The following is a 21,139-nucleotide window of genomic DNA, read 5'->3' on the forward strand; positions in this document are numbered from 1 at the left end:
GATCGACCGCGTATCGCCGATCACGCGAATCCGGCGCATGTCCCGCATTACAATACCGGCTATGACACGCACCGTTTTGCTCGCCCTCGACACCTCGACGGAATTTTGCTCCGTCGCGCTCCTGCTCGCCGACAGCGCTTTCGCCGCCACTCCGAACTCCGCCGCGCCTCAATACGTGAACGGCGACACGCGCGTGTGGTTTCGCCACGAGGCGACCGGCGCCGTGTCGAGCACGCGCCTTTTGCCGGCCGTGCGCGAGCTTTTCGCCGACGCCGGGCTCGCGCTCGCCGACTGCGCGGCGATCGCATTCGGCGCGGGCCCGGGCTCGTTCACCGGCTTGCGCACGGCGACAGGCGTGGCGCAAGGCCTGGCGTTCGGTTTGAACGTGCCGGTCGTGCCGGTGAGCACGCTGCTCGCCTGCGCGGAGCACGCGCGCCTGAACGATCCGTCGATCCCGGCGCGCGTGCTAGCGGCGCTGGACGCCCGCATGGATGAAGCGTACTGGGCCGATTTCGAATTCGATGCCGCCGCCGGCGACTGGCGCACGCTGCATCCGGCCGCGCTCGATGCGCCCGGCGCGCTGCCTCTGCCCGACGTGCCGTTCGCGCTCGCGGGCAACGCCGCGTCCGCATTCGGCGATCGTCTGCCGGCGCTCGCCGCCGCCGCGCGTGTCGATCGCGAGGCGCTGCCGCACGCGTTGCCGGTCGCGCTCATCGGCTTGCGGGACTGGCGGGCTGGGCGCGCGGTCGCACCCGAACACGCCGCGCCCGAATATGTGCGCGACAAGGTCGCACAGACGACGGCCGAACGCATGCAGGCTCGCGAGGAGGCGCTTCGGTGAGCGGCGTGCTGCTGGCCGATCGGTATCTCACACCGATGACGGAAGCGGACCTCGACGAAGTCGCCGCGGTCGAAAAGCTCGCCTACGAGTTTCCGTGGAGCCGCGGCAATTTTCAGGATTCGCTGCGCAATGGCTATTTCGGCGTGTGTCTGCGCCATGTGACCGGCACGCTGATCGGCTATTGCGTGCTGATGCCCGTCGTCGACGAGATGCATCTGCTCAATCTGTGCGTCGCACCGTCTGCGCAGCGGGCGGGGGCGGGTCTGACGCTTCTGCGCGAAGCGGTCCGCATCACGCGCGCGGAGAAGCTCGAAGGCGTGCTGCTCGAAGTGCGGCCGTCCAATCCGCGCGCGATCCAGCTCTACGAGCGTTTTGGCTTCGCGGCCATCGGACGCCGCAAGAACTATTACCCCGCGCGGCATCGCTCGCGCGAGGACGCAATCGTCATGCGTCTGTCGTTTACGGAGGAGACTGCGCATGGCGCTCGATGAAATGCTGATCGAAGAGTTGGGAATCGGGCCGGTCTGGGTACGGCGTGGGCTTGCGCCCGCGCCGAAGGTCGAGGAAGAGCGCACGCCTGAAGCGATCGCCACGATGGCGGAAGCACCCGCGCCCGTCGTCGTCGACATGCGGCCGGAGCCGAAGCCGCTCCAGTCCGCACAGCCCGAATCCGACGCGCCGCCGCTCGACGCCTACGACGATCTCCCCTGGACCGACGAAACGCCGCTCCATGTCGAGCCCGCCACCGCGGAAGCCCCGAGCGACATCCACACGCTCGGCTGGGATGCGCTCGCCGAACGCGTCGCGAACTGCGAGCGCTGCCGTTTGTGCGAGCGCCGCACGAACACGGTCTTCGGCGTCGGCGATCGCGAAGCCGACTGGATGCTGATCGGCGAAGCGCCGGGCGAGAACGAGGACAAGCAAGGCGAGCCGTTCGTCGGCCAGGCGGGCAAGCTGCTCGACAACATGCTGCGCGCGCTCACGCTGTCGCGGCAGACGAACGTCTATATCGCGAATGTCATCAAGTGCCGGCCGCCCGGCAACCGCAATCCCGAGCTCGACGAAGTCGCGCGCTGCGAGCCGTATCTGCAACGGCAGGTCGAACTCGTGAAGCCGAAGGTCATCGTCGCGATGGGACGCTTCGCCGCGCAGAGTCTGCTGAAGAACGAGGCGAGCATCGCATCGATGCGCGGACGCGTGCACGAGTATCGTGGCGTGCCGGTGGTCGTCACGTATCACCCGGCTTATCTGCTGCGCAGCCTGCAGGACAAGTCGAAGGCGTGGGCCGATCTCTGCCTCGCGCGCAATACGTATCGCGAGGCGCTCGCCGCGCTCGGCGTCGAGCAAGGAGCAGAGAAGGGCGGCGTCTGATGACGGCCCGGGCGAGCGATCTCACGCGTCTCGTCGATCGTTTCGGCGACGTCACGGTTCGCGATCTCGCCTGGCTTCTGTTCGCTCCCGATCTGCTGCGCGAAGGCGACGCCGCGCTCGCGCATCCGTTCGCGTCGACAGCGGAGCGCGACGCGACGCTCGTGTGGCTGAAGGCGCTCGATGCCGCGCCGCAGCCGCTGCACGATCACGCGCGCGATCCGAAGTTCACGCGCCTCGGCATCTACGCCGAGAGCCTCATCCGCTTTTTTCTCGAGCACGGTCCGGCGGCGCGCCTCATCGCGGCGAACGTGCCGTTGCGGCAACAGCGGCGCACCATCGGCGAATGCGATTTCCTGCTCGAATCGGCGGATGGCGCGCGGCTGCACTGGGAGCTGGCGGTGAAGTTCTACCTGCATATCGACGATAGCGACGGCGATGCGGCGCGCGCGGCGCGTCTGTCGAACTACGTCGGGCCGAATCTGCAGGATCGCTTCGATATCAAGCACGAGCGGCTTCTCACGCATCAACTGGCGCTGACGCGGCGCGCCGAGTTCGCGTTGCTCGGCTTCGACGGTCCGTGGCAGGCGCAGTTGTTCATCAAAGGCCGGCTTTTCTATCACGGGCACGGCGGCGACGAGGTCGTGCCCGCGCGCGAAATAGGGGAGCACCATCTGCGCGGATGGTGGCTGACGGCGTCGGAATGGCGCGACGCGCGCTCGAATGCGTCGGACGATGAGCGCGCGTGGGTCGTGCAGCCGCGCATGGCGTGGCTCGCGTCGCGGCGGCTCGATGCGGATTCCGCCGAAACGCTGATCGCGGAATCGGATGCGATTCGCGCGCGTCTCGAAGGCACGATCGCGCCGACGATGGTTGCCGCCTACGCGCGCGACGAAGCGGGAAATTTCGTGGAGGAATCGCGAGGCTTCATCGTGCCGGACGACTGGCCGGAGCGCGCGCGGGCGTTCGCCGCGTCGGCGGAGTGATCACCGGCTGATCACCACCAGCGGAAAAAATGATGCACCGGACCGACGCCATGACCGACGTCGAGCCGCACGCTCGCTTCGATCGCGCCGGTCAGATAGCGCTTAGCCTCGGCGGTCGCGCTCGCAAGATCGTCGGTTTGCGGAATCAGCGCCGCGATCGCCGACGACAGCGTGCAGCCCGTGCCGTGCGTGTTCTTGAGCGGCACGCGCGCGCCGCCGAGCCTCAGTGCGCCCGCCGCCTCGATCAGCCAGTCGGGACTGTCGTTCGATGCAAGGTGGCCGCCTTTCATCAGCACGGCCCGCGCGCCGAGCGCGCGCAAGGCTTCGCCCTGACGGACCATCGCGTCTTCGTCGGCGGCGCTTTCTTCGCCTAACAGCGCCGCCGCTTCCGGCAGATTCGGCGTGACGAGCGTCGCGAGCGGCAGCAATTCGTCGCGCAACGCGACAACGGCTTCCGGCGCCAGCAGCGCGTGATTGCTCTTCGAGATCATCACGGTGTCGAGCACAACATGTTTCGGCCGATGGCGCTTGAGCGCCTCGGCGACCGCGCGCACGATGCCCGCGTTCGCCAGCATGCCGATCTTCACGGCATCGATGCGGATGTCGTCGAACACGGCGTCGAGCTGCGCCGCGATGAACGCGGGCTCCGGCGCGTGAACGGCTGTCACGCCGCGCGTGTTTTGCGCGGTGAGCGCCGTGATGACGCTCGCGCCGTACGCGCCGAGCGCGGAGAACGCCTTCAGATCGGCCTGAATGCCCGCGCCGCCGCCCGAGTCGGAGCCGGCGATCGTGAGGACGTTCGGAATGGTTTTCGTGATTGCCATGAGCTTAGATGCGTGACTGTGCGATGGTCGCGGCAAGCGCCGAGGCCGCCGTGCGCGGATCGGCCGCCTTGCAGATCGCCGACACCACCGCGAGACCGGCCGGCTTCGCGCGCATGACGTCTGCGGCGTTATGCGCCTGAATGCCGCCGATCGCGACGGTCGGCACATGCGCGGCCGCGCAGATTTCAGCGAGACCCTCGATGCCGCAGGGCGTGGAGGCGTCGGTCTTGGTCGGCGTCGCGTACACCGGACCCGCGCCGAGATAATCGACGACGCCCGCGCGTTTCGCCGCGTCGGCGGTTTCATCGAGATTCGATACCGACAGGCCGATCAGCGCGTCCGGCCCGAGCAGTCGGCGCGCGACATCGGCGGGCAGATCGCGCTGGCCGATATGCACGCCATCCGCGCCGACAGCCAGCGCGACATCGACATGATCGTTGACGACGAACGGCACGCCGTGCGCGCGCGTGATCGGCAGCAGATCGCGCGCGAGATCGAACCACGCGCGCTTGTGCCACTCGGGCGCGCGCAGTTGCACGATGGTCGCGCCGCCTTCGAGCGCGGCGCGCGCGACACGAACCGCCGCGTCATGACCGCCGCACTGCACGGGATCGAGCACGAGATAGAGCGAGAGATCGAACGAAGCGCGCATGTCAGCCGGCAACGATGTCGCGCTGCACGAGCGTCTTGCCGAACGCGGCTTCATCGAGCGATGCGAGCCGGTCCAGATACGCGACGGCGAAGCTGCCGGGCAGCGCGGCGTCGCGCGCGGCGAGTTCCCCCGCGATGGTCGAATAGGCGATGGCGGCGACGGTCGCGGACCAGAACGCGTCGCGATCCGGCGCCGCGCCGACGAACGCGGCCACCGTCGCGGACAACGCGCAGCCGACGCCCGTCACGCGCGTCATCAAGGGCGAGCCGTTCGACATCGCGATGACGCGGCGGCCATCGGTCACGTAATCGGTCTCGCCCGTGACCGCGACGACGGCCTGCGTCTTCAGCGCGAGCACCTGCGCGGCGTCGAGCGCGGCATCGGTGGCGGCGGTGCTGTCGACGCCGCGTCCGCTCGCTGCGCCCCCCGACAAGCTGATGATCTCCGACGCGTTGCCGCGGATCACCGCAGGCTTCGCATCGAGCAGATCGAACGCAAATTCCGTGCGAAACGCGAGCGGCCCGACCGCGACCGGATCGAGCACCCACGGCGTGCCCGCGCTGTTGGCGGCCTCGACGGCGGCGCGGATCGCGCGGCTCTGCGGCACGTCGAGCGTGCCGAGATTGACCGACAGCGCATTGGCGACGGCCGCGAATTCGCCGACTTCCTCGCGCGCGACGACCATCGCGGGCGCGGCGCCGATCGCGAGCAGCACGTTCGCGGTGAAGTTGGTGACGACGAGATTCGTGAGGCAATGCACGAGCGGCGCGCGTTCGCGCACGCGGGTGACGAAGGAAAAGAGATCGGCGGCAAGCATGATGCGAAGAGGGTCAGTGCCGCGCTTCGCCGATCAGCGCGACCGAATCGAACGCGCGCTGATTGGCCTGATGCCGTCGCATCACGAAGTACATCATGAGACACACGAACGAGCCGAACAGCACGATGACGAACTGGATCGGCACGTCGAGCCACACGAGCACGGCGTAGAGGCACAGCATGACGAGCACCGACAGGTTTTCGTTGAAATTCTGCACGGCGATGGAATGCCCGGCGGAAAGCAGAACGTGCCCGCGATGCTGGAGCAGCGCGTTCATCGGCACGACGAAGAAGCCCGACAGTCCGCCGACGATCATCAGGAACACATATGCGATCAGCAGATAGCCGGGGAAGTGCATCTTGCCGAAGTAGATGCCCCAGTGCGCGGGAAAGAGATGGCGCGTGTAGAAGGCCATCAGCATGACGGCGAGTCCCATGACGATGCCTACCGGCAGCACGCTGAGCGAGCGCTTGAGCGGCACGCGCGCGGCCGCGAGCACCGCGCCCGCCGCGACGCCGACCGCGATCACCGCCTGCAGGATCGCTGCCTGCGAGAGCGTCATGCCGAGCGACACTTCGGCCCATTTCAGCACGATGAACTGCAGCGTCGCGCCTGCGCCCCAGAAGAGCGTCGTGACGGCGAGCGAGATCTGGCCGAGCTTGTCGCGCCAGAGCACGAGAAAGCAGTCGGCGAAATCGGTGATGAGCTTGAGCGGCCGCGTCTCCTGCTTCGGATAGCGCGCGCCGGTGTCGGGAATGCGCAGATTGAAGATCGCGGCGATCACGTACATCAGCATGATGACGAGCATTGCGGCTTCGGCGGGCGTGTTGATGCGCGGAATGTGCAGCGACAGCAGATGACTGGCGATATGCGGACTGATGAGCGCGCCGCCCATGACCGTGCCGAGGATGATCGAGCCGACCGTCGTGCCTTCGATCCAGCCGTTCGCGGCGACGAGCCGATCGGCTGGCAAGAGCTCGGTCAGAATGCCGTATTTCGCGGGCGAATAGGCCGCCGCGCCGAACCCGACGATGCCATACGCGAGCAACGGATGCGCGCCGAAGAGCATCGTCACGCAGCCCACGACCTTGATCGAATTGGTCACGAACATGACGTGGCCCTTGGGCCGGGAATCCGCGAAAGCGCCGACGAAAGCCGCGAGAATCACATACGACAGGACGAAGAACAGCTTGAGCAGCGGCGTCATCCAGTTCGGGGCGTGAAGGTCTTTCAGCAGTGCAATGGCAGCGATCAGTAGAGCGTTATCGGCCAGCGATGAGAAAAACTGCGCGGCCATGATGGTGTAAAAACCTTTTTTCATCTGATCCGAAGCTTTCCTCACTGCGGGTGATCCGCCCCGGGCACCGGTCGTGCACTCGGGCTTATGCCTTTCGAAATGGGTTGTGTGCACGGCTTTATAACACGAAAATAGGCGCATTCTGACTAGCAGTAATCTCGATCGCGCCAGAAATGACGCGCCTGTGTTCGTGATTCCTCATAACATACTGATTCGCAAGGCGTCCCGGTCGGCGCAGCAGGACGCGTCCCGCTCGCGTATGCTGGCCTTTTAGACCGCACTCGTTGCAATTCCACCAAACGCTCATGCCGCGCCCCCTTTCAGCAACAATTCACACCGCCGCGCTCGCCAACAACCTGGCCGTTGCACGCAAGTACGCCCCGAAATCCAAGATCTGGGCCGTCGTCAAGGCCAATGCATATGGCCACGGTCTCGCCCGGGCGTTCCCCGGTTTGCGCGCAACGGACGGCTTTGGCCTTCTCGACCTCGAAGAAGCCGCGAAGTTGCGTGAATTGGGGTGGGCCGGGCCAATTCTTTTGCTCGAGGGCTTTTTCCGGCCGACCGACATCGACGTGATCGACCGCTATAGCCTCACCACGGCCGTGCACTGCGACGAGCAGTTGCGGATGCTGGAAATGGCGCGGCTGTCGAAACCGGTCAACATTCAGTTGAAGATGAACAGCGGCATGAACCGGCTCGGCTATACGCCCGAGAAGTTCCGCGCCGCGTGGGAGCGCGCGCGCGCCGTGCAGGGCGTCGGCCAGATCACGCTCATGACCCATTTTTCCGATGCCGATGGCCCGCGCGGCGTCGCGCATCAACTGGAAGCGTTCGAACGCGGCGCGGAAGGCATCGCGGGCGCGCGCAGTCTCGCAAACTCGGCGGCGCTCTTGTGGCACCCGGGCGCGCACTTCGACTGGGTGCGGCCCGGCATCATGCTGTACGGCGCATCGCCGTCGGGCGTGACCGCGGATATCGCCGATACCGGCCTCAAGCCCGCGATGACGCTCCAGTCCGAGCTGATCGCCGTGCAGACGGTCGACGCGGGGAGCAGCATCGGTTATGGCTCGACGTATACAGCGGGAACGTCGATGCGCATCGGCGTGGTCGCGTGCGGCTACGCGGACGGCTATCCGCGCGTGGCGCCCGAAGGCACGCCCGTGATCGTCGACGGCGTGAGAACGCGGCTCGTCGGCCGCGTGTCGATGGATATGCTGACCGTCGATCTGACGCCGTGCCCGAACGCCGGCATCGGTTCGCGCGTGGAACTGTGGGGCGCGAATCTGCCGATCGACGATGTCGCGAGCTCGGCCGGCACGATCGGCTACGAACTCATGTGCGCGATCGCGCAACGCGTGCCGGTGCGCGCGGAATAACAACACGAAATCAACAACAAGAAATCAGGCAAGGCTTCGAGTGGCAAAAGTAGCGAAGGCAAAAACGCTGTATGTGTGCAGCGAATGCGGCGGGGAATCGCCGAAGTGGACCGGCCAGTGCGCCGCATGCAACGCGTGGAACACGCTGACCGAATCGGTGGCGCAGACGGCGTCGAACCATCGCTTCCAGGCGCTCGCGAAGCGTTCGCCGGTGCGCAAGCTCGCGGAAATCGAGGCGTCGGACGTGCCGCGCTTCACGACGGGCGTCGGCGAATTCGATCGCGTGCTGGGCGGCGGGCTCGTGCCGGGCGGCGTCGTGCTGATCGGCGGCGATCCGGGCATCGGCAAATCGACATTGCTACTGCAATCGCTCGCCGAAATCGCGCGCGAGCGGCCGGCGCTCTACGTGAGCGGTGAGGAATCCGGCGCGCAGATCGCGCTGCGCGCGCAGCGGCTCGGACTGATCGGCGGCGCGAGCGCCGCGGGCGATCTCGCGCTGCTTGCGGAAATTCAGCTCGAAAAGATCCAGGCGACCATCGATGAGCAACGGCCTGAAGTCGCCGTCATCGACTCGATTCAGACGATCTACTCGGAAGCGCTGACGTCCGCGCCCGGCTCCGTCGCGCAAGTGCGCGAGTGCGCGGCGCAACTCACGCGCATCGCCAAGCAGACGGGCACGTCGATCATCATGGTCGGCCACGTGACAAAAGAGGGCAGCCTCGCGGGACCGCGCGTGCTGGAACACATCGTCGATACCGTGCTGTATTTCGAAGGCGACACGCACTCGTCGTTCAGGCTCGTGCGCGCGTTCAAGAATCGCTTCGGCGCCGTCAACGAGCTCGGCGTCTTCGCCATGACGGAAAAGGGCTTGCGCGGCGTCGCCAATCCGTCGGCGCTATTTTTGTCGCAGCACGAGCAGAGCGTCGCGGGTTCGTGCGTGCTCGTGACGCAGGAAGGTTCGCGGCCGCTACTCGTCGAAGTGCAGGCGCTCGTCGATACCGCGCACGTGCCCAATCCGCGCCGGCTCGCGGTCGGGCTGGAACAAAACCGGCTGGCGCTGTTGCTGGCGGTGCTGCATCGGCACGCGGGAATTGCGTGTTTCGATCAGGACGTGTTCCTGAACGCGGTCGGCGGCGTGAAGATCACCGAGCCCGCCGCCGATCTCGCCGTGCTGCTCGCGATCCACTCGTCGATGCGCAACAAGCCGCTGCCGAAGGGTCTCATTACGTTCGGTGAGGTGGGCTTGGCGGGTGAAATCCGGCCGTCTCCGCGCGGGCAGGATCGCCTGAAGGAAGCGGCGAAGCTAGGCTTTTCCGTCGCGCTGATTCCGAAGGCGAACGCGCCCAAGCAGGCCATCGACGGTCTGAAGGTGATCGCCGTGGACCGCATCGAGGAAGCGATCGACCGCGTTCGCGACCTCGAATGATTTCGCGATCGGACCCTTCGTAACGGCGTGTAAAAATCCCGTTGCGCAATGTAACCCAACGGACGCGCGGTTTTCCTATCCTTACAGGGCTACGGACCCGGCCAACTTCGCCAAGGGCATTTCAACACGCGAAGTGACCGGAAGGATCGAGAGGACCACGCATTGAAACACGCTAATTCAGCCCGGCCGAAGCCCGCTTTCCACCTGCGCGGATGCCGCGTCTCCGCGCCGCTTCAGCAGCCTTGGGGCAGCGGCTGCCGGATCGTCGAATGGATCGACGAGCAAGGCCAGATCTCGCGTCGCGTCGTCGCGGCCGATGTCACCGAGGATCAAGTCGTCGCGACCATTCGCGAGCATGTGACGGGCCGCAAGCATGTGCTCGTCGACGACGAACGTCAGCCGCGTCAGGTCTTGCCGCGGCGTTAGGCGCTTCTGAAAAGCGGGTGTGCCGCCGCTTCGGCAGGCGTCAGCACGGGCGCGACGCAGCAATCGAGCGGCTCCAGCAACGTCATCCATTCGTCGCGCGTGCGTTCGCGGAAAATCGCGGCAAGCTGCGCGGACAAGTCTGCCGCGTCCGCACCGCCGATCGCCTGTCCGAGGCTCCAGTGCCGCGTCGCCCAATCGGGACGGCCGAGCGCTTCGCACAAGGTCTGCCAAAACTTCAGCTCCAGCGCGCCGACCGCGACGAAACGGTCATCGCGCGTGCGATACACGTCATAGCAGGGCGCGCCGCCGTTCAGCAGGCCAGCGCCCGCGCGCGTCGTGGCTTCGTCGGCATTGGCGAGCGCGATATGCGCCATCACGTTGTGCGCGTGCGCCGCGTGCGTCATCGACACATTCAGGCAACGTCCTTCGCCGCCGCGCGCGACGTGCCACGCCGCCGCCAGTATTTCCATGACCGCCGAAAGCGCGCCGCCGAGCAGATCCGCCAGCTGGAAATTCGGCGCGATGGGGGTGCCGTCGCGCGCCGTGAGCTGATCCAGCACGCCCGCATACGCGATGTAGTTCAGATCGTGTCCGGCCTTCTGCGCGAACGGTCCCTCGCTGCCGAAACCGGTGATCGCGCAATAGACGAGCTTCGGATTTGCCTCGCGCAGTACGTCGTAGCCGACGCCCAGCCGCGCCATCACCGAAGGTCGAAAGCTCTCGACGAGCACGTCTGCATCGCGCGCAAGTTCGATCAATTTCGCGCGGCCTTCGTCCGTTTTGAGATCGAGCGTGAGCTGCCGCTTTCCGCGATTGACGATGCGATAAAACGCGCTCGGCGTGCCGCTTTGCCGATCGGCTTCGCTTTGCAGCATCGTGCGGGTGTAGTCGCCTTCGCCCGGCGGCTCGATCTTGAGCACATCGGCGCCGAGTTCCGCGAGCCGTAGCGTGGCGATGGGGCCGGGTAGAAGCCGCGTCAGATCCAGCACGCGCAGGCCGGTGAGGGAAGGCGTCGTCAAGTTGTCGATCTCCTGTTATGAGCCGATCTGCTCCAGTTCCTCGTGCGCTTCGAGCCACTCCATTTCGAGCGTTTCGAGGCGCGCATTCACTTCGCCCTGGCGTCGGATCGTCTCAGTGAGTTTCGCTTTCATCGGCGCTTCGTAGCTCGCCGGATCGGCGACGAACGCATCGAGTGCCGATTTTTCCGCGTTGAGCTTTTCCATCTCTTTCTCGATCTTGGCGATGCGCGACTTGAGCGGCTTCGTCAGATGCGCAAGCTTTTGCCGTTCCTGAGCTTCCTGCCGGCGCTGTTCCTTGCGATTAAGCGCGCTGTCGGACGCCTCGCCCGAGGCCGCGGCGCTCGCTTCCTTCGCCGCCGCGCGCGTTTCGGCGGCGTGCTGCAGAAGCCAGTCGCGGTAGTCGTCGAGATCGCCGTCGAACGGACTCAGGCGATGCTTCGCGACGAGCATGAACGTGTCGGTCGTCGCGCGCAGCAAGTGCCGGTCGTGCGACACGAGTATGAGCGTGCCTTCGAACTGCGCGAGCGCCATGGTCAGCGCGTGGCGCGTTTCGAGGTCGAGGTGGTTGGTCGGCTCGTCGAGCAGCAGCAGATTCGGCTTTTGCCAGATGATGAGCGCCAGCGCGAGCCGCGCCTTCTCGCCGCCGGAAAAGGGCGCGATCCTCGCGGTCGCCATGTCGCCGGAGAAGTTGAAGCTGCCGAGAAAGTCGCGCAGTTCCTGCTCGCGCGTGTCGGGTGCGAGGCGCGCGAGATGCTGGAGCGGGGAATCGTCCGGGCGCAGCGTTTCCAGTTGATGCTGCGCGAAATAGCCGATCTGCAAGCCTTTGCCCTGCCGGACGTCGCCGGAAAGCGGTTCGAGCGTCTGCGCGAGCGTCTTGATGAGCGTCGATTTCCCCTGACCGTTCGCGCCGAGCAAGCCGATGCGCTGGCCGTTCTGGATCGACAACGTCACGCCTTCGACGATTGGAATCTCGCCGCCCGCGTCGTTGTGATAGCCGCAACGCACGCTCTCCATGACCATCATCGGATTCGGCGCGGCGTCGGGCTCGCGGAATTCGAACGTGAAGGGCGAGGTTGCGTGCGCGGGCGCGATCAGCTCCATCTTCTCCAGCGCCTTCACGCGGCTTTGCGCCTGCTTGGCTTTGGTCGCCTTGGCCTTGAATCGGTCGATGAAACTCTGCAGATGCGCGACTGTCCTTTGCTGCTTCTCGTACGCGCTTTGTTGCAGCGCGATCTGCTGCGCGCGCAGCACTTCGAACTGGCTGTAGTTGCCGCCGTAGCGCTTCACCTGACGATTTTCCAGATGGAGCGTGACGTTGCAGACCGAATCGAGGAACTCACGGTCGTGCGAGATCACGACGAGCGTGCCCGCATAGCGCCCGAGCCAGTCTTCCAGCCAGACGATGGCGTCGAGGTCCAGGTGGTTGGTCGGTTCGTCGAGCAGCAGCAGGTCGGACGGACACATCAGCGCCTGCGCGAGATTCAGGCGCATGCGCCAGCCGCCCGAGAAGCTCGACACCGGCTCGCGCGTCTGCTCGAGCGTGAAGCCGAGACCGAGCAGCAGCGTTTCGGCGCGCGCGGGCGCCGTGTAGCCGTCGGCATCGGCGAAGGCGGCGTGGGCTTCCGCTTCGGCCGCGCCGTCATGCGCGGCGGACGCGGCCACGATGCGCGCCTCGATCGCACGCAGATGCGTGTCGCCGTCGAGCGTGTAGTCGAGTGCGCTGCGATCCACGGCGGGCGTTTCCTGCGCGACGTGCGCGATGCGCCACGACGGCGGCATCGAGAAATCGCCGCCGTCCGCGTGCAATTCGCCGCGCAGCACGGAAAAGAGCGTCGACTTGCCCGCGCCGTTTGCGCCGACGAGACCGGCCTTCTCGCCCGGATTGAGCGTGAAGCTCGTGTCTTCGAAAAGCGGCTTGGTGCCGCGGGACAGGCTGAACTGGTTGAAGCGGATCACGTCGGAATGGCGGCGAAAAGGGCGCGGCTTTGAGGGAAAGCGCTATTTTAGACCGGACCGATTGCGCGGCAGGGGTCGGCCGTTCGGCTAATGGCGGGCGAACGCGCGACGGGTTAGCATCGCGTGACTTTCATCGAATTTTTCCGGAGCACGCCATGAGCACAGCCAGCGAAGGCATCTACGGCTTCTCGGCCGAAACACTCGACGGCGCGACCGTCAGCCTCGACAAGTACCGCGGCAAGGTTCTGCTCATCGTGAATACGGCGAGCGAATGCGGATTCACACCGCAGTACCAGGGTTTGCAGGAGGTTTATCGACAGTACGCGGCGCGCGGTTTCGAGGTGCTCGGCTTTCCGTGCAACCAGTTCGGCAAGCAGGAACCGGGCGATGCCGGGCAAATCGGCGCTTTCTGCGAGCAAAACTACGGCGTCACGTTTCCGATGTTCGCGAAGATCGAGGTGAACGGCTCCAACGCGCATCCGCTCTACAAGTATCTGAAGGACAAGGAACCGGGCCTGCTCGGCATCGAAGCGATCAAGTGGAATTTCACGAAGTTTCTCGTCGATCGCAGTGGCAAGGTCATCAAGCGCTATGCGCCGCAGACCAAGCCGGAATCGATCACCGACGACATCGAAAAGCTGCTCTGACGCCGCTCAGAGAATCGGCGAGAAAAGCCGCGCGACGTGCATCGCCATGCGACGCCAGAAGGCCTTGCCGCGATAGTCATTGGCGTCGATCTCGAACGAATGCGCGAAGTCGGCGAGCAGCATGGTTTCCACTTCGCTAGCGAACGCGCGATCGACGGTCAGCACCGTGATCTCGAAGTTCAGGCGAAACGAGCGATTGTCGAGATTCGCGCTGCCGATCGACGCGGCGATGCCGTCGACGAGCACGACCTTCTGATGCAGAAATCCCGGCTTGTAGCGGAAGATGCGAACGCCCGCCTGCACGAGGTCGTACGCATAAAGCCGTGACGCCGCGAACACCACGCGATGATCGCGCCGGCTCGGAATCAGGATGCGTACGTCGACGCCACGCATCACGGCGAGCCGCAGCGCCGAGAACACGGCTTCGTCGGGAATCAGATAGGGCGATGTGATCCAGATGCGCTCGCGCGCCGCGTTGATCGCCTCGACAAAGAAAAGCGAACAGGTTTCCTGTTTGTCCGCCGGGCCGCTCGACAGCACCATGCAGTGCATGTTCTCGCCGGAATGCGGCGCGGGGCCGAGTTCCGGCAGGCGTTGCGTCGCCCAGTACCAGTCTTCGGTGAACACGAACTGAATGCTCGCGACCGCCGGGCCGCGCACTTCGATATGCGTGTCGCGCCACGGCGAAAGCCGCGGATTGCCGCCGAGATATTCGACGCCCACGTTGTGCCCGCCGACGAACGCGCATTTGCCGTCCACCACGACGATCTTCCGATGATTGCGGAAGTTGATCTGGAAACGGTGCACGAACTTGCGGGTGGCCGCGAACGGATGCGCCTCGACGCCGCCCGCCCGCAGCGCATTGACGTAGCGATGCGGCAGGTCGAAGCTGCCGATACTGTCATAGAGGAAGTACACGCGCACGCCGGCCTGAGCTTTCTTGATGAGCGCGTCCTTGAGCATTTCGCCGAGCGCATCGGCGCGCACGATGAAGAATTGCACGACCACATAGCGTTCGGCGCCGGCGATCGCTTCGAGAATCGCGGCGAACGTCGCGTCGCCGTTGATGAGCACGCGGGCCGAGTTGCCGCGCAAGAACGGCATGCCGGACAGGCGCTGCAGCGTGCGGATCGTCGGATTGCCGAGATAAGCGGCAGGCCCCGGCGCGATTTCGCCGCGCGCGCCGGTGGAATCGACGAGCGGAGCGGCTTCGGGCGCATCGCTGCGGGCGCCGGAATCCCATTCGGCAGGCTTCGAACGGCTGCGCAGGATCTCGATTTCCAGCCGCCGTTCGTCGATATAGCCGGCGAACTTGCTGCGGCCGAGGAAGAGATACGGGATCAGCGTGAAGTAGGGCATCGCGACGAGCGACACGGCCCACGCGACCGCGCCTTGCGACGTGCGTGTGTTGATGACGGCATGGATCGCGGCGATCACGCCGAGCACATGCGCGGCCATCACCAGCGTGCCGAGGTGAAGCCAGTCGGATGCTTGCATAGACGCGGGAAGGAGCTAAGGGCTTGGCTAATGGCGATTTGCCATATTACCCAACCCTTCCACGCGAAGTGTCAGCGATCGTTGCAGCGCTTGCGCCGCCGCAACGACCGCTCACGGAGAAGCGGACGCTCAGGCCGGAAGGTCGGCGGCCTGGATGAGGAACACGTTGTCGTCGCCGGCGCTCGTCGAGAGCCAGACGAGATCGAGGCCGCCGAGCGCGGCTTCGACATTCGGGCGCTCATTGCCGATCTCGACGACGAGCACGCCGTCCTCGGTCAGCCACTTGCCCGCGTCGCGCACGATGCGCCGTACCACGTCCATGCCGTCCGCGCCGCCCGCGAGCGCGAGCTCGGGTTCGTGGCGGTACTCTGCCGGCAGCGCCTGCATCGCGTCCGCGTTGACGTACGGCGGATTCGTGATGATGACCTCGTAGCGCGCCTCGGGAAGCGGCGCGTACAGGTCGCCTTCGTAGAGGCTCACGCGCTCTTCCAGACCGTAATCGTCCACATTGCGGCGCGCGACCGCGAGCGCATCGGCGGAAATGTCGACGGCATCGACATCGGCGTTTTCGAAGGCCTGCGCCGCGAGAATCGCGAGGCAGCCCGAGCCGGTGCACAGTTCGAGCACGCGCGTGACCTGATCCGGATCGGCCACATACGGCTGCAAGCCGTCCTGCAGCAACTCGCCGATGAACGAGCGCGGCACGATCACGCGTTCATCGACGTAAAAGCGGCGGCCGTGCATCCACGCTTCCTGCGTGATGTACGCGGCGGGAATGCGTTCCTTCGCGCGGCGCTCGATGACTTTCATGACCGCGTCGATCTCGTGGTCGAGCAGGCGCGCGTCGAGGAACGGATCGAGCGTGTCGAGCGGCAGATGCAGCGTATGCAGGATCAGATACGCGGCTTCGTCGTAGGCATTGGACGAGCCGTGGCCGAAGGACAAGCACGCTTCGGTGAAACGCGAGACGCCGAAGCGCAGCAGGTCGCGCACGGTGGTGAAGGGCAGCGCCATCGAAGGCTCCTTTTTATTGTCGGATTTGAATTAGGCGATCAGTGCTTCGAGCACGCGGCGGTACACGTTCTTCAACGGTTCGATGAAGCGCACTTCGACATGCTCGTCGATCTTGTGGATCGTGCCGTTCGGCGGGCCGAATTCGACGACCTGATCGCAGATTTGCGCGATGAAGCGTCCGTCGGACGTGCCGCCCGTGGTAGACAGCTCGGTGCGCACGCCGGTTTCATCGGCGATGGCTTTTTCGAGCGCGTCGGACAGCGCACCGCGCGGGGTGAGAAACGGCAGGCCGCTCACGATCCACTGCAGGTCGTATTCGAGGCCGTGCTTGTCAAGGATCGCGTGGACGCGGCTTTGCAGGCTCTCGACCGTGCTCGCGGTCGAGAAGCGGAAGTTGAACATCAGGTCGGCATGACCGGGAATGATGTTGGTCGCGCCGGTGCCCGAATGCAGGTTCGACACTTGCCAGGTTGTCGGCGGGAAATATTCGTTGCCGTCGTCCCATTTTTCGGCGACGAGCTCGGCGAGCGCGGGCGCGAGCAGATGCACCGGATTCTTCGCGAGATGCGGATACGCGATATGCCCCTGCACGCCCTTGACGACGAGCTTGCCCGTCATCGAGCCGCGCCGGCCGTTCTTGACCATGTCGCCGAGCGTGACGTTCGAAGTCGGCTCGCCGACGATGCAGTAATCGAGCCGCGTGCCGCGCGCCTTCAGCGCTTGAACGACCTTGATCGTGCCGTCGGTCGCGGGGCCTTCTTCATCGCTCGTGATGAGAAACGCGAGCGTGCCGCGATGTTCCGGATGCTGCGCGACGAATTCCTCGCTCGACACGACGAACGCCGCGAGCGACGCCTTCATGTCCGCCGCGCCGCGACCGTAGAGTTTGCCGTCGCGATGCGTCGGGGTGAAGGGCGGCGAGCTCCACTGTTCGAGCGGGCCGGTCGGCACGACGTCGGTATGGCCGGCGAAGGCGAGCAGCTTGCCGCTTGCGTCCGTGCCGCGCCTGACGGCCCACAGGTTCGTGACGCCGCCCGATTCGATCGTTTCGCATTCGAAGCCGATCGCCGCGAGCCGCTCGATCATGAGCGCCTGGCAAGCCTTGTCGTCGGGCGTGACGGATGCGCGTTCGATCAGCGCTTCGGTAAGGGAAAGGGTGCCGGACATGGTTCTTTTTCCACAGCGATAAAAAATGCCGGCGCGCGGGCCGGCACTCGTAGCAAGCTCGCGATGACCGTCGGATTCACAGTCATCGCATCGGCTCAGGCAAAGAGCGTTTCGTACTGCTCGGCGGAAAATCCGAGCGTCTTCACGCGTCCGTTCACCACCACGACCGGCCGCTTGATGATCGACGGCTTGTGGATCATCAGCGCGATCGCGCCGTTGGTCGTGTCGGCTTCGGCCTTGTGCACGTCCGACAGGCCGCGCCACGTCGTGCCGCGCTTGTTGATGAGCTGATCGAGCGATACGTCCTTCAGCCAGTCCTGAACCAGCTTCTCGTTCACGCCGGCTTTCTTGAAGTCGTGAAACTCGAACGGCACGCCGTGCTCTTCCAGCCACACGCGCGCCTTCTTCACCGTGTCGCAGTTCGGAATGCCGTAGACGACAGTCGTCGGGGTGGATCCGCGTGCCAAAATCAGTCGCCTCGCAGCAGTTCGTTCAGGCCGACTTTCGCGCGCGTCTTGGCGTCGACCTTCTTCACGATGACCGCGCAGTACAGGCTGTGCGAGCCGTCCTTCGACGGCAGGTTGCCCGCGACGACGACCGAGCCCGCCGGAATGCGGCCGTACGTGACTTCGCCGGTTTCGCGATCGTAGATCTTCGTCGACTGGCCGAGATACACGCCCATCGAGATGACGGAATTCTCTTCGACGATCACGCCTTCCACGACTTCCGAACGCGCGCCGATGAAGCAGTTGTCCTCGATGATGACCGGGTTCGCCTGCAGCGGCTCCAGCACGCCGCCGATGCCCACGCCGCCCGACAGGTGCACGTTCTTGCCGATCTGCGCGCACGAGCCGACGGTCGCCCACGTATCGACCATCGTGCCTTCGTCGACATATGCGCCGATGTTGGTGTAAGACGGCATCAGCACGACGTTCTTCGCGATGAACGAGCCGCGGCGCGCGATGGCCGGCGGCACGACGCGGAAACCGCCCGCCGCGAAGTCTTCGGCCGTGTAGTTCGCGAACTTCGAGGGCACCTTGTCGTAGAACTGCGTGTAGTTGTAAGACCCGCCACCGGCAGGCATCGGCGCGTTGTCTTCCAGTCGGAACGACAGCAGCACGGCCTTCTTGAGCCACTGATTCACGACCCAGTCGCCATCGCGCTTTTCGGCGACGCGCATCTGGCCTTTGTCGAGCTGCTCGATCGCATGCGCGACGGCTTCGCGGACTTCGGCGGGCGCGGCCTTGGGCGACAGCTCGGCGCGGTTTTCCCAGGCGGTATCGATGATGCTCTGAAGTTGTTGCGACATAGTTGGTATCAAGGATGGGTAGTTGGGCCGGCTACGTTTCAGAACCGTTTGTCAGGAACTGAGCGTGCGGCAGAATTCGACGATGCGGCGAGCGCCTTCGACACATTCCCCGGTTTCAGCGACGAGCGCGATGCGCACGAAACCTTCGCCGGGATTCGTGCCGTGCGCCGTGCGAGCGAGAAAGGAGCCCGGCAGAACCGTCACATTATAGTCGGCGTAAAGGCGTGCAGCGAACTGGGTATCGGTGAGCCCGGTGCCCGAAACGTTCGCCCAGAGGTAGAACGCGGCGTCGGGCAAACGCACGTCGAGGACGTCCGCGAGCATCGGCGTGACCGTCTGGAATTTTTTCAGATACTGCGCGCGGTTGTCGCGCACGTGCGTTTCATCCTGCCACGCGACGATGCTCGCGCGCTGAAACACCGTCGACAGCGCCGCGCCGTGATACGTGCGATAAAGCAGGAAGTCCTTCAGGATCGACGCATCGCCCGCGACGAAGCCCGAACGCATGCCCGGCACGTTCGAGCGCTTGGACAGGCTCGACAGCATCACGAGACGGTCGAAGTTGCGATTGAGCAGCCGCGCGGCTTCGAGGCCGCCGAGCGGCGGATTGCTTTCGTCGAAATAGATCTCCGAATAACACTCGTCCGATGCGATCACGAAGCCGTGCCTGTCCGACAGCGCGAAGAGTTCGCGCCAGTTTTCGAGCGTGAGCACGGCGCCCGTCGGGTTGCCCGGCGAGCAGACGTAGAGCAGTTGCGTGCGCGCCCAGATCTCTTCGGGCACCGCCGAGTAATCGCACGCGAAGTTGCGCGCCGGATCGCTGTTGACGAAGTACGGCTCGGCGCCCGCGAGCAGGGCCGCGCCTTCGTAGATTTGATAGAACGGGTTCGGACAGAGTACGATGGGCGGTTCTGCGGCCTTGTTCGTGCGGCTGTCGATCACGGTCTGCGCGAGCGCGAAAAGCGCCTCGCGCGAGCCGGAGACAGGCAGCACTTCGGTTGCCGGATCGATCGATTCGAGGCCGTAACGCTGCATCACCCATGCCGCGATCGCGCGGCGCAACGGCTCGCTGCCGAGCGTCGCCGGGTAGCTCGCGAGGCCGTCGAGCGAATCGATCACCGCATCGCGGATCAGCGCGGGCGTCGGATGCTTCGGCTCGCCGATGCCGAAGCTGATCGGCGTGAATCCCGCGCGCGGCTCGATGCCCTTGAAGAGCAGACGAAGCTTTTCGAATGGATAAGACTGAAGTTTCTCGAGAAGTGGATTCACGGCGTGACCGGTAAGCAGTGAGCGATGCGCGCGAGGCGAGAAGCGCCTCCGAGCGCGGCAATCGGAAGAATCGAACGGACGTGAAACGAACTCACGATTATAGCGCGTGGCGTCGCGCCGGAAACGGCGGGCGGCGCGCGCCACGAAGGACGAAAACACGAGTGATGCCGGACGCAATGCAAGGACCATCTCGATGACGAGCAGCGTGCGCAACGCATGGCCGACGCTCGCAATCATGCTCGGCGCGTCGGTGTGGGGCCTTGTCTGGTATCCAATGCGGATGCTTGCCGCCATGGGCCTCTCCGGCACGGCCGCGAGCGCGACGACGAGCGCCGCCGCGTGCGTCTTCGTGCTCGTCGCGAAACGCCGCTCGATCAGTACGCTGTCGTGGCACTGGCTGCTCGTCGGGCTCGGCGTGGCCGCGGGCGTGACCAATATCGGTTTCGTGTGGGGCGCGATCCACGGTCAGGTGATGCGCGTGCTGCTGCTCTTCTATCTGACGCCCGCGTGGACCGCGATCTTCGCGCACTTCATCCTGAAAGAGCGTCTCACGCGCGCCGACGCCGCGCTCTCGCTCCTCTCGCTCGCGGGCGCGGTCACCATGCTCTGGTCGCCCGAACTCGGCATGCCGCTGCCGGCCGATCTCGCCGAATGGTCGGGTCTGATGGGCGGCATGGGCTTCGCGATGAGCAACGTGCTCGTCGTGAAAGTCACCCGTACGCTGCCCGCGATGAAGCCCGAGATGCGCACGGCGGTGATCTTCGGCGGCGCGGCGCTCATCGCGTCCATCGTCACGCTGTTCGAGCCGATGCCCGCGCCGCCCGCAGCCGCTCTCTTGCCGACCGTGAGCCTGATCGTGATCGGGCTGGGCGTCGTGCTCGCCGGCAACAACATGATCGTGCAACTCGGCCTCGCGCGCGTGCCGGCCAATCGTGCGTCGATCATCATGCTGTTCGAACTCGTCGTCACGGCGCTGTCGGCTTGGCTCTTCGCAGGCGAAGTCCCCGGCGCGCGAGAATGGGCGGGCGGCGCGTGCATCGTCGTTGCATGCGTGCTGTCGGCGTGGGTGCATCGGCCGCGGGCAGCGCGCTCGCCTTCGTCCGCAGCGTCCGACATCGCGATAGAAGTGCCGGAAAGCAAAAAGAAATCGACTCGCGCGATGGTATGATGGAGTCCGCTTTCGCCGGGCCAGTTGATGGTGCTTCACTGCCGCGCGGCCGGGAAACGACGGGCCGCGCTGCGGCCTGT

General features: G+C 65.4%; 21 protein-coding genes. 9 read left to right on the forward strand and 12 right to left on the reverse strand.

The window, feature by feature from the left end:
- Positions 1 to 61: 61 nt before the first annotated feature.
- From tsaB to NCS03_RS06235, 4 genes are read left to right on the forward strand one after another with little or no spacing between them, the layout of a single operon-like run.
- On the forward strand, positions 62 to 841 hold the full coding sequence (gene tsaB / locus NCS03_RS06220) for a tRNA (adenosine(37)-N6)-threonylcarbamoyltransferase complex dimerization subunit type 1 TsaB (RefSeq protein WP_174447729.1): 780 nt from the start codon (positions 62 to 64) through the stop codon (positions 839 to 841).
- Positions 838 to 1,332, forward strand: coding sequence for a ribosomal protein S18-alanine N-acetyltransferase (gene rimI / locus NCS03_RS06225; protein WP_008350138.1), 495 nt, complete (start codon positions 838 to 840; stop codon positions 1,330 to 1,332). The genes tsaB and rimI overlap by 4 nt, the downstream gene beginning before the upstream one ends.
- Complete coding sequence (locus NCS03_RS06230) at positions 1,319 to 2,212, forward strand: uracil-DNA glycosylase (protein ID WP_250439596.1); 894 nt, start codon at positions 1,319 to 1,321, stop codon at positions 2,210 to 2,212. The genes rimI and NCS03_RS06230 overlap by 14 nt, the downstream gene beginning before the upstream one ends.
- The gene (locus NCS03_RS06235) at positions 2,212 to 3,195 is read left to right on the forward strand and encodes a DUF1853 family protein (RefSeq protein WP_250528935.1); all 984 of its coding nucleotides are present in this window, start codon (positions 2,212 to 2,214) and stop codon (positions 3,193 to 3,195) included. The genes NCS03_RS06230 and NCS03_RS06235 overlap by 1 nt, the downstream gene beginning before the upstream one ends.
- An 11-nt stretch (positions 3,196 to 3,206) precedes the next feature.
- Here the strand turns inward: NCS03_RS06235 and thiD are convergent, their stop codons facing one another.
- The 4 genes from thiD to lplT are packed head-to-tail and all read right to left on the reverse strand — an operon-like array spanning position 3,207 to position 6,809.
- Positions 3,207 to 4,013 (reverse strand): bifunctional hydroxymethylpyrimidine kinase/phosphomethylpyrimidine kinase, encoded by an 807-nt coding sequence (gene thiD, locus NCS03_RS06240; RefSeq protein ID WP_033537258.1) that lies wholly within the window; start codon positions 4,011 to 4,013, stop codon positions 3,207 to 3,209.
- A gap of 10 nt (positions 4,014 to 4,023) precedes the next feature.
- On the reverse strand, positions 4,024 to 4,671 hold the full coding sequence (gene thiE / locus NCS03_RS06245) for a thiamine phosphate synthase (protein ID WP_250501988.1): 648 nt from the start codon (positions 4,669 to 4,671) through the stop codon (positions 4,024 to 4,026).
- Position 4,672: 1 nt separating this feature from the next.
- Positions 4,673 to 5,488 (reverse strand): hydroxyethylthiazole kinase, encoded by an 816-nt coding sequence (gene thiM, locus NCS03_RS06250; RefSeq protein ID WP_034472006.1) that lies wholly within the window; start codon positions 5,486 to 5,488, stop codon positions 4,673 to 4,675.
- A gap of 13 nt (positions 5,489 to 5,501) precedes the next feature.
- Positions 5,502 to 6,809 (reverse strand): lysophospholipid transporter LplT, encoded by a 1,308-nt coding sequence (gene lplT / locus NCS03_RS06255; RefSeq protein WP_008350127.1) that lies wholly within the window; start codon positions 6,807 to 6,809, stop codon positions 5,502 to 5,504.
- 281 nt (positions 6,810 to 7,090) lie between these two features.
- Between lplT and alr the strand changes: the two genes are divergently transcribed.
- From alr to NCS03_RS06270, 3 genes are all read left to right on the forward strand, one after another.
- Positions 7,091 to 8,161, forward strand: coding sequence for an alanine racemase (gene alr, locus NCS03_RS06260; protein WP_008350124.1), 1,071 nt, complete (start codon positions 7,091 to 7,093; stop codon positions 8,159 to 8,161).
- A gap of 40 nt (positions 8,162 to 8,201) precedes the next feature.
- The gene (gene radA, locus NCS03_RS06265; RefSeq protein WP_250496810.1) at positions 8,202 to 9,587 is read left to right on the forward strand and encodes a DNA repair protein RadA; all 1,386 of its coding nucleotides are present in this window, start codon (positions 8,202 to 8,204) and stop codon (positions 9,585 to 9,587) included.
- A 162-nt stretch (positions 9,588 to 9,749) separates the two neighbouring features.
- A complete protein-coding gene (locus NCS03_RS06270) occupies positions 9,750 to 10,013 on the forward strand; it encodes a DUF2866 domain-containing protein (protein WP_008350121.1) in 264 nt (87 codons plus the stop codon).
- On the opposite strand, the gene NCS03_RS06275 is transcribed toward NCS03_RS06270, so the two are convergent.
- Positions 10,010 to 11,032 carry a CaiB/BaiF CoA transferase family protein gene (locus NCS03_RS06275; RefSeq protein ID WP_008350119.1) on the reverse strand — a complete coding sequence of 341 codons (1,023 nt, stop codon included), beginning with the start codon at positions 11,030 to 11,032 and terminating at the stop codon, positions 10,010 to 10,012. The two genes, NCS03_RS06270 and NCS03_RS06275, sit on opposite strands and share 4 nt — an antisense overlap.
- A gap of 15 nt (positions 11,033 to 11,047) precedes the next feature.
- Complete coding sequence (locus NCS03_RS06280; RefSeq protein WP_250528936.1) at positions 11,048 to 12,988, reverse strand: ATP-binding cassette domain-containing protein; 1,941 nt, start codon at positions 12,986 to 12,988, stop codon at positions 11,048 to 11,050.
- A 155-nt stretch (positions 12,989 to 13,143) separates the two neighbouring features.
- On the opposite strand from NCS03_RS06280, the gene NCS03_RS06285 reads away from it, so the two are divergent.
- Positions 13,144 to 13,635, forward strand: coding sequence for a glutathione peroxidase (locus NCS03_RS06285; RefSeq protein ID WP_250439607.1), 492 nt, complete (start codon positions 13,144 to 13,146; stop codon positions 13,633 to 13,635).
- A gap of 6 nt (positions 13,636 to 13,641) precedes the next feature.
- Here NCS03_RS06285 and cls read toward each other — a convergent pair whose 3' ends face one another.
- The 6 genes from cls to dapC all read right to left on the reverse strand — a co-directional run bounded on the left by cls (position 13,642) and on the right by dapC (position 19,891).
- On the reverse strand, positions 13,642 to 15,132 hold the full coding sequence (gene cls, locus NCS03_RS06290) for a cardiolipin synthase (RefSeq protein ID WP_033537247.1): 1,491 nt from the start codon (positions 15,130 to 15,132) through the stop codon (positions 13,642 to 13,644).
- A gap of 129 nt (positions 15,133 to 15,261) precedes the next feature.
- On the reverse strand, positions 15,262 to 16,146 hold the full coding sequence (prmB, locus tag NCS03_RS06295; protein ID WP_250528937.1) for a 50S ribosomal protein L3 N(5)-glutamine methyltransferase: 885 nt from the start codon (positions 16,144 to 16,146) through the stop codon (positions 15,262 to 15,264).
- Between the two features lie 30 nt (positions 16,147 to 16,176).
- Positions 16,177 to 17,313, reverse strand: a complete 1,137-nt coding sequence (gene dapE, locus NCS03_RS06300; RefSeq protein ID WP_250496811.1) for a succinyl-diaminopimelate desuccinylase — start codon at positions 17,311 to 17,313, stop codon at positions 16,177 to 16,179.
- Positions 17,314 to 17,408: 95 nt separating this feature from the next.
- Positions 17,409 to 17,780 (reverse strand): ArsC family reductase, encoded by a 372-nt coding sequence (locus NCS03_RS06305; protein WP_008350107.1) that lies wholly within the window; start codon positions 17,778 to 17,780, stop codon positions 17,409 to 17,411.
- A gap of 2 nt (positions 17,781 to 17,782) precedes the next feature.
- Complete coding sequence (dapD, locus tag NCS03_RS06310) at positions 17,783 to 18,622, reverse strand: 2,3,4,5-tetrahydropyridine-2,6-dicarboxylate N-succinyltransferase (protein ID WP_175979978.1); 840 nt, start codon at positions 18,620 to 18,622, stop codon at positions 17,783 to 17,785.
- A gap of 51 nt (positions 18,623 to 18,673) precedes the next feature.
- Positions 18,674 to 19,891 carry a succinyldiaminopimelate transaminase gene (gene dapC, locus NCS03_RS06315; protein ID WP_175979979.1) on the reverse strand — a complete coding sequence of 406 codons (1,218 nt, stop codon included), beginning with the start codon at positions 19,889 to 19,891 and terminating at the stop codon, positions 18,674 to 18,676.
- 193 nt (positions 19,892 to 20,084) lie between these two features.
- On the opposite strand from dapC, the gene NCS03_RS06320 reads away from it, so the two are divergent.
- Entirely contained in the window at positions 20,085 to 21,059 is a 975-nt protein-coding gene (locus tag NCS03_RS06320) for a DMT family transporter (protein WP_034472151.1), read from the forward strand.
- Positions 21,060 to 21,139: the final 80 nt, after the last annotated feature.

The organism is Caballeronia sp. ATUFL_F1_KS4A (assembly GCF_023630905.1).
GTDB lineage: Bacteria > Pseudomonadota > Gammaproteobacteria > Burkholderiales > Burkholderiaceae > Caballeronia > Caballeronia zhejiangensis.

Excerpts from the sequence above, each read along its gene's own strand:
- tsaB (WP_174447729.1), top strand. The coding sequence starts at position 62 with ATGACACGCACCGTTTTGCTCGCCCTCGACACCTCGACGGAATTTTGC.
- NCS03_RS06230 (WP_250439596.1), top strand. The coding sequence starts at position 1,319 with ATGGCGCTCGATGAAATGCTGATCGAAGAGTTGGGAATCGGGCCGGTC.
- NCS03_RS06235 (WP_250528935.1), top strand. The coding sequence starts at position 2,212 with ATGACGGCCCGGGCGAGCGATCTCACGCGTCTCGTCGATCGTTTCGGC.
- thiE (WP_250501988.1), bottom strand. The coding sequence starts at position 4,671 with ATGCGCGCTTCGTTCGATCTCTCGCTCTATCTCGTGCTCGATCCCGTG.
- thiM (WP_034472006.1), bottom strand. The coding sequence starts at position 5,488 with ATGCTTGCCGCCGATCTCTTTTCCTTCGTCACCCGCGTGCGCGAACGC.
- lplT (WP_008350127.1), bottom strand. The coding sequence starts at position 6,809 with ATGAAAAAAGGTTTTTACACCATCATGGCCGCGCAGTTTTTCTCATCG.
- alr (WP_008350124.1), top strand. The coding sequence starts at position 7,091 with ATGCCGCGCCCCCTTTCAGCAACAATTCACACCGCCGCGCTCGCCAAC.
- NCS03_RS06285 (WP_250439607.1), top strand. The coding sequence starts at position 13,144 with ATGAGCACAGCCAGCGAAGGCATCTACGGCTTCTCGGCCGAAACACTC.
- cls (WP_033537247.1), bottom strand. The coding sequence starts at position 15,132 with ATGCAAGCATCCGACTGGCTTCACCTCGGCACGCTGGTGATGGCCGCG.
- prmB (WP_250528937.1), bottom strand. The coding sequence starts at position 16,146 with ATGGCGCTGCCCTTCACCACCGTGCGCGACCTGCTGCGCTTCGGCGTC.
- dapE (WP_250496811.1), bottom strand. The coding sequence starts at position 17,313 with ATGTCCGGCACCCTTTCCCTTACCGAAGCGCTGATCGAACGCGCATCC.
- dapD (WP_175979978.1), bottom strand. The coding sequence starts at position 18,622 with ATGTCGCAACAACTTCAGAGCATCATCGATACCGCCTGGGAAAACCGC.
- NCS03_RS06320 (WP_034472151.1), top strand. The coding sequence starts at position 20,085 with ATGACGAGCAGCGTGCGCAACGCATGGCCGACGCTCGCAATCATGCTC.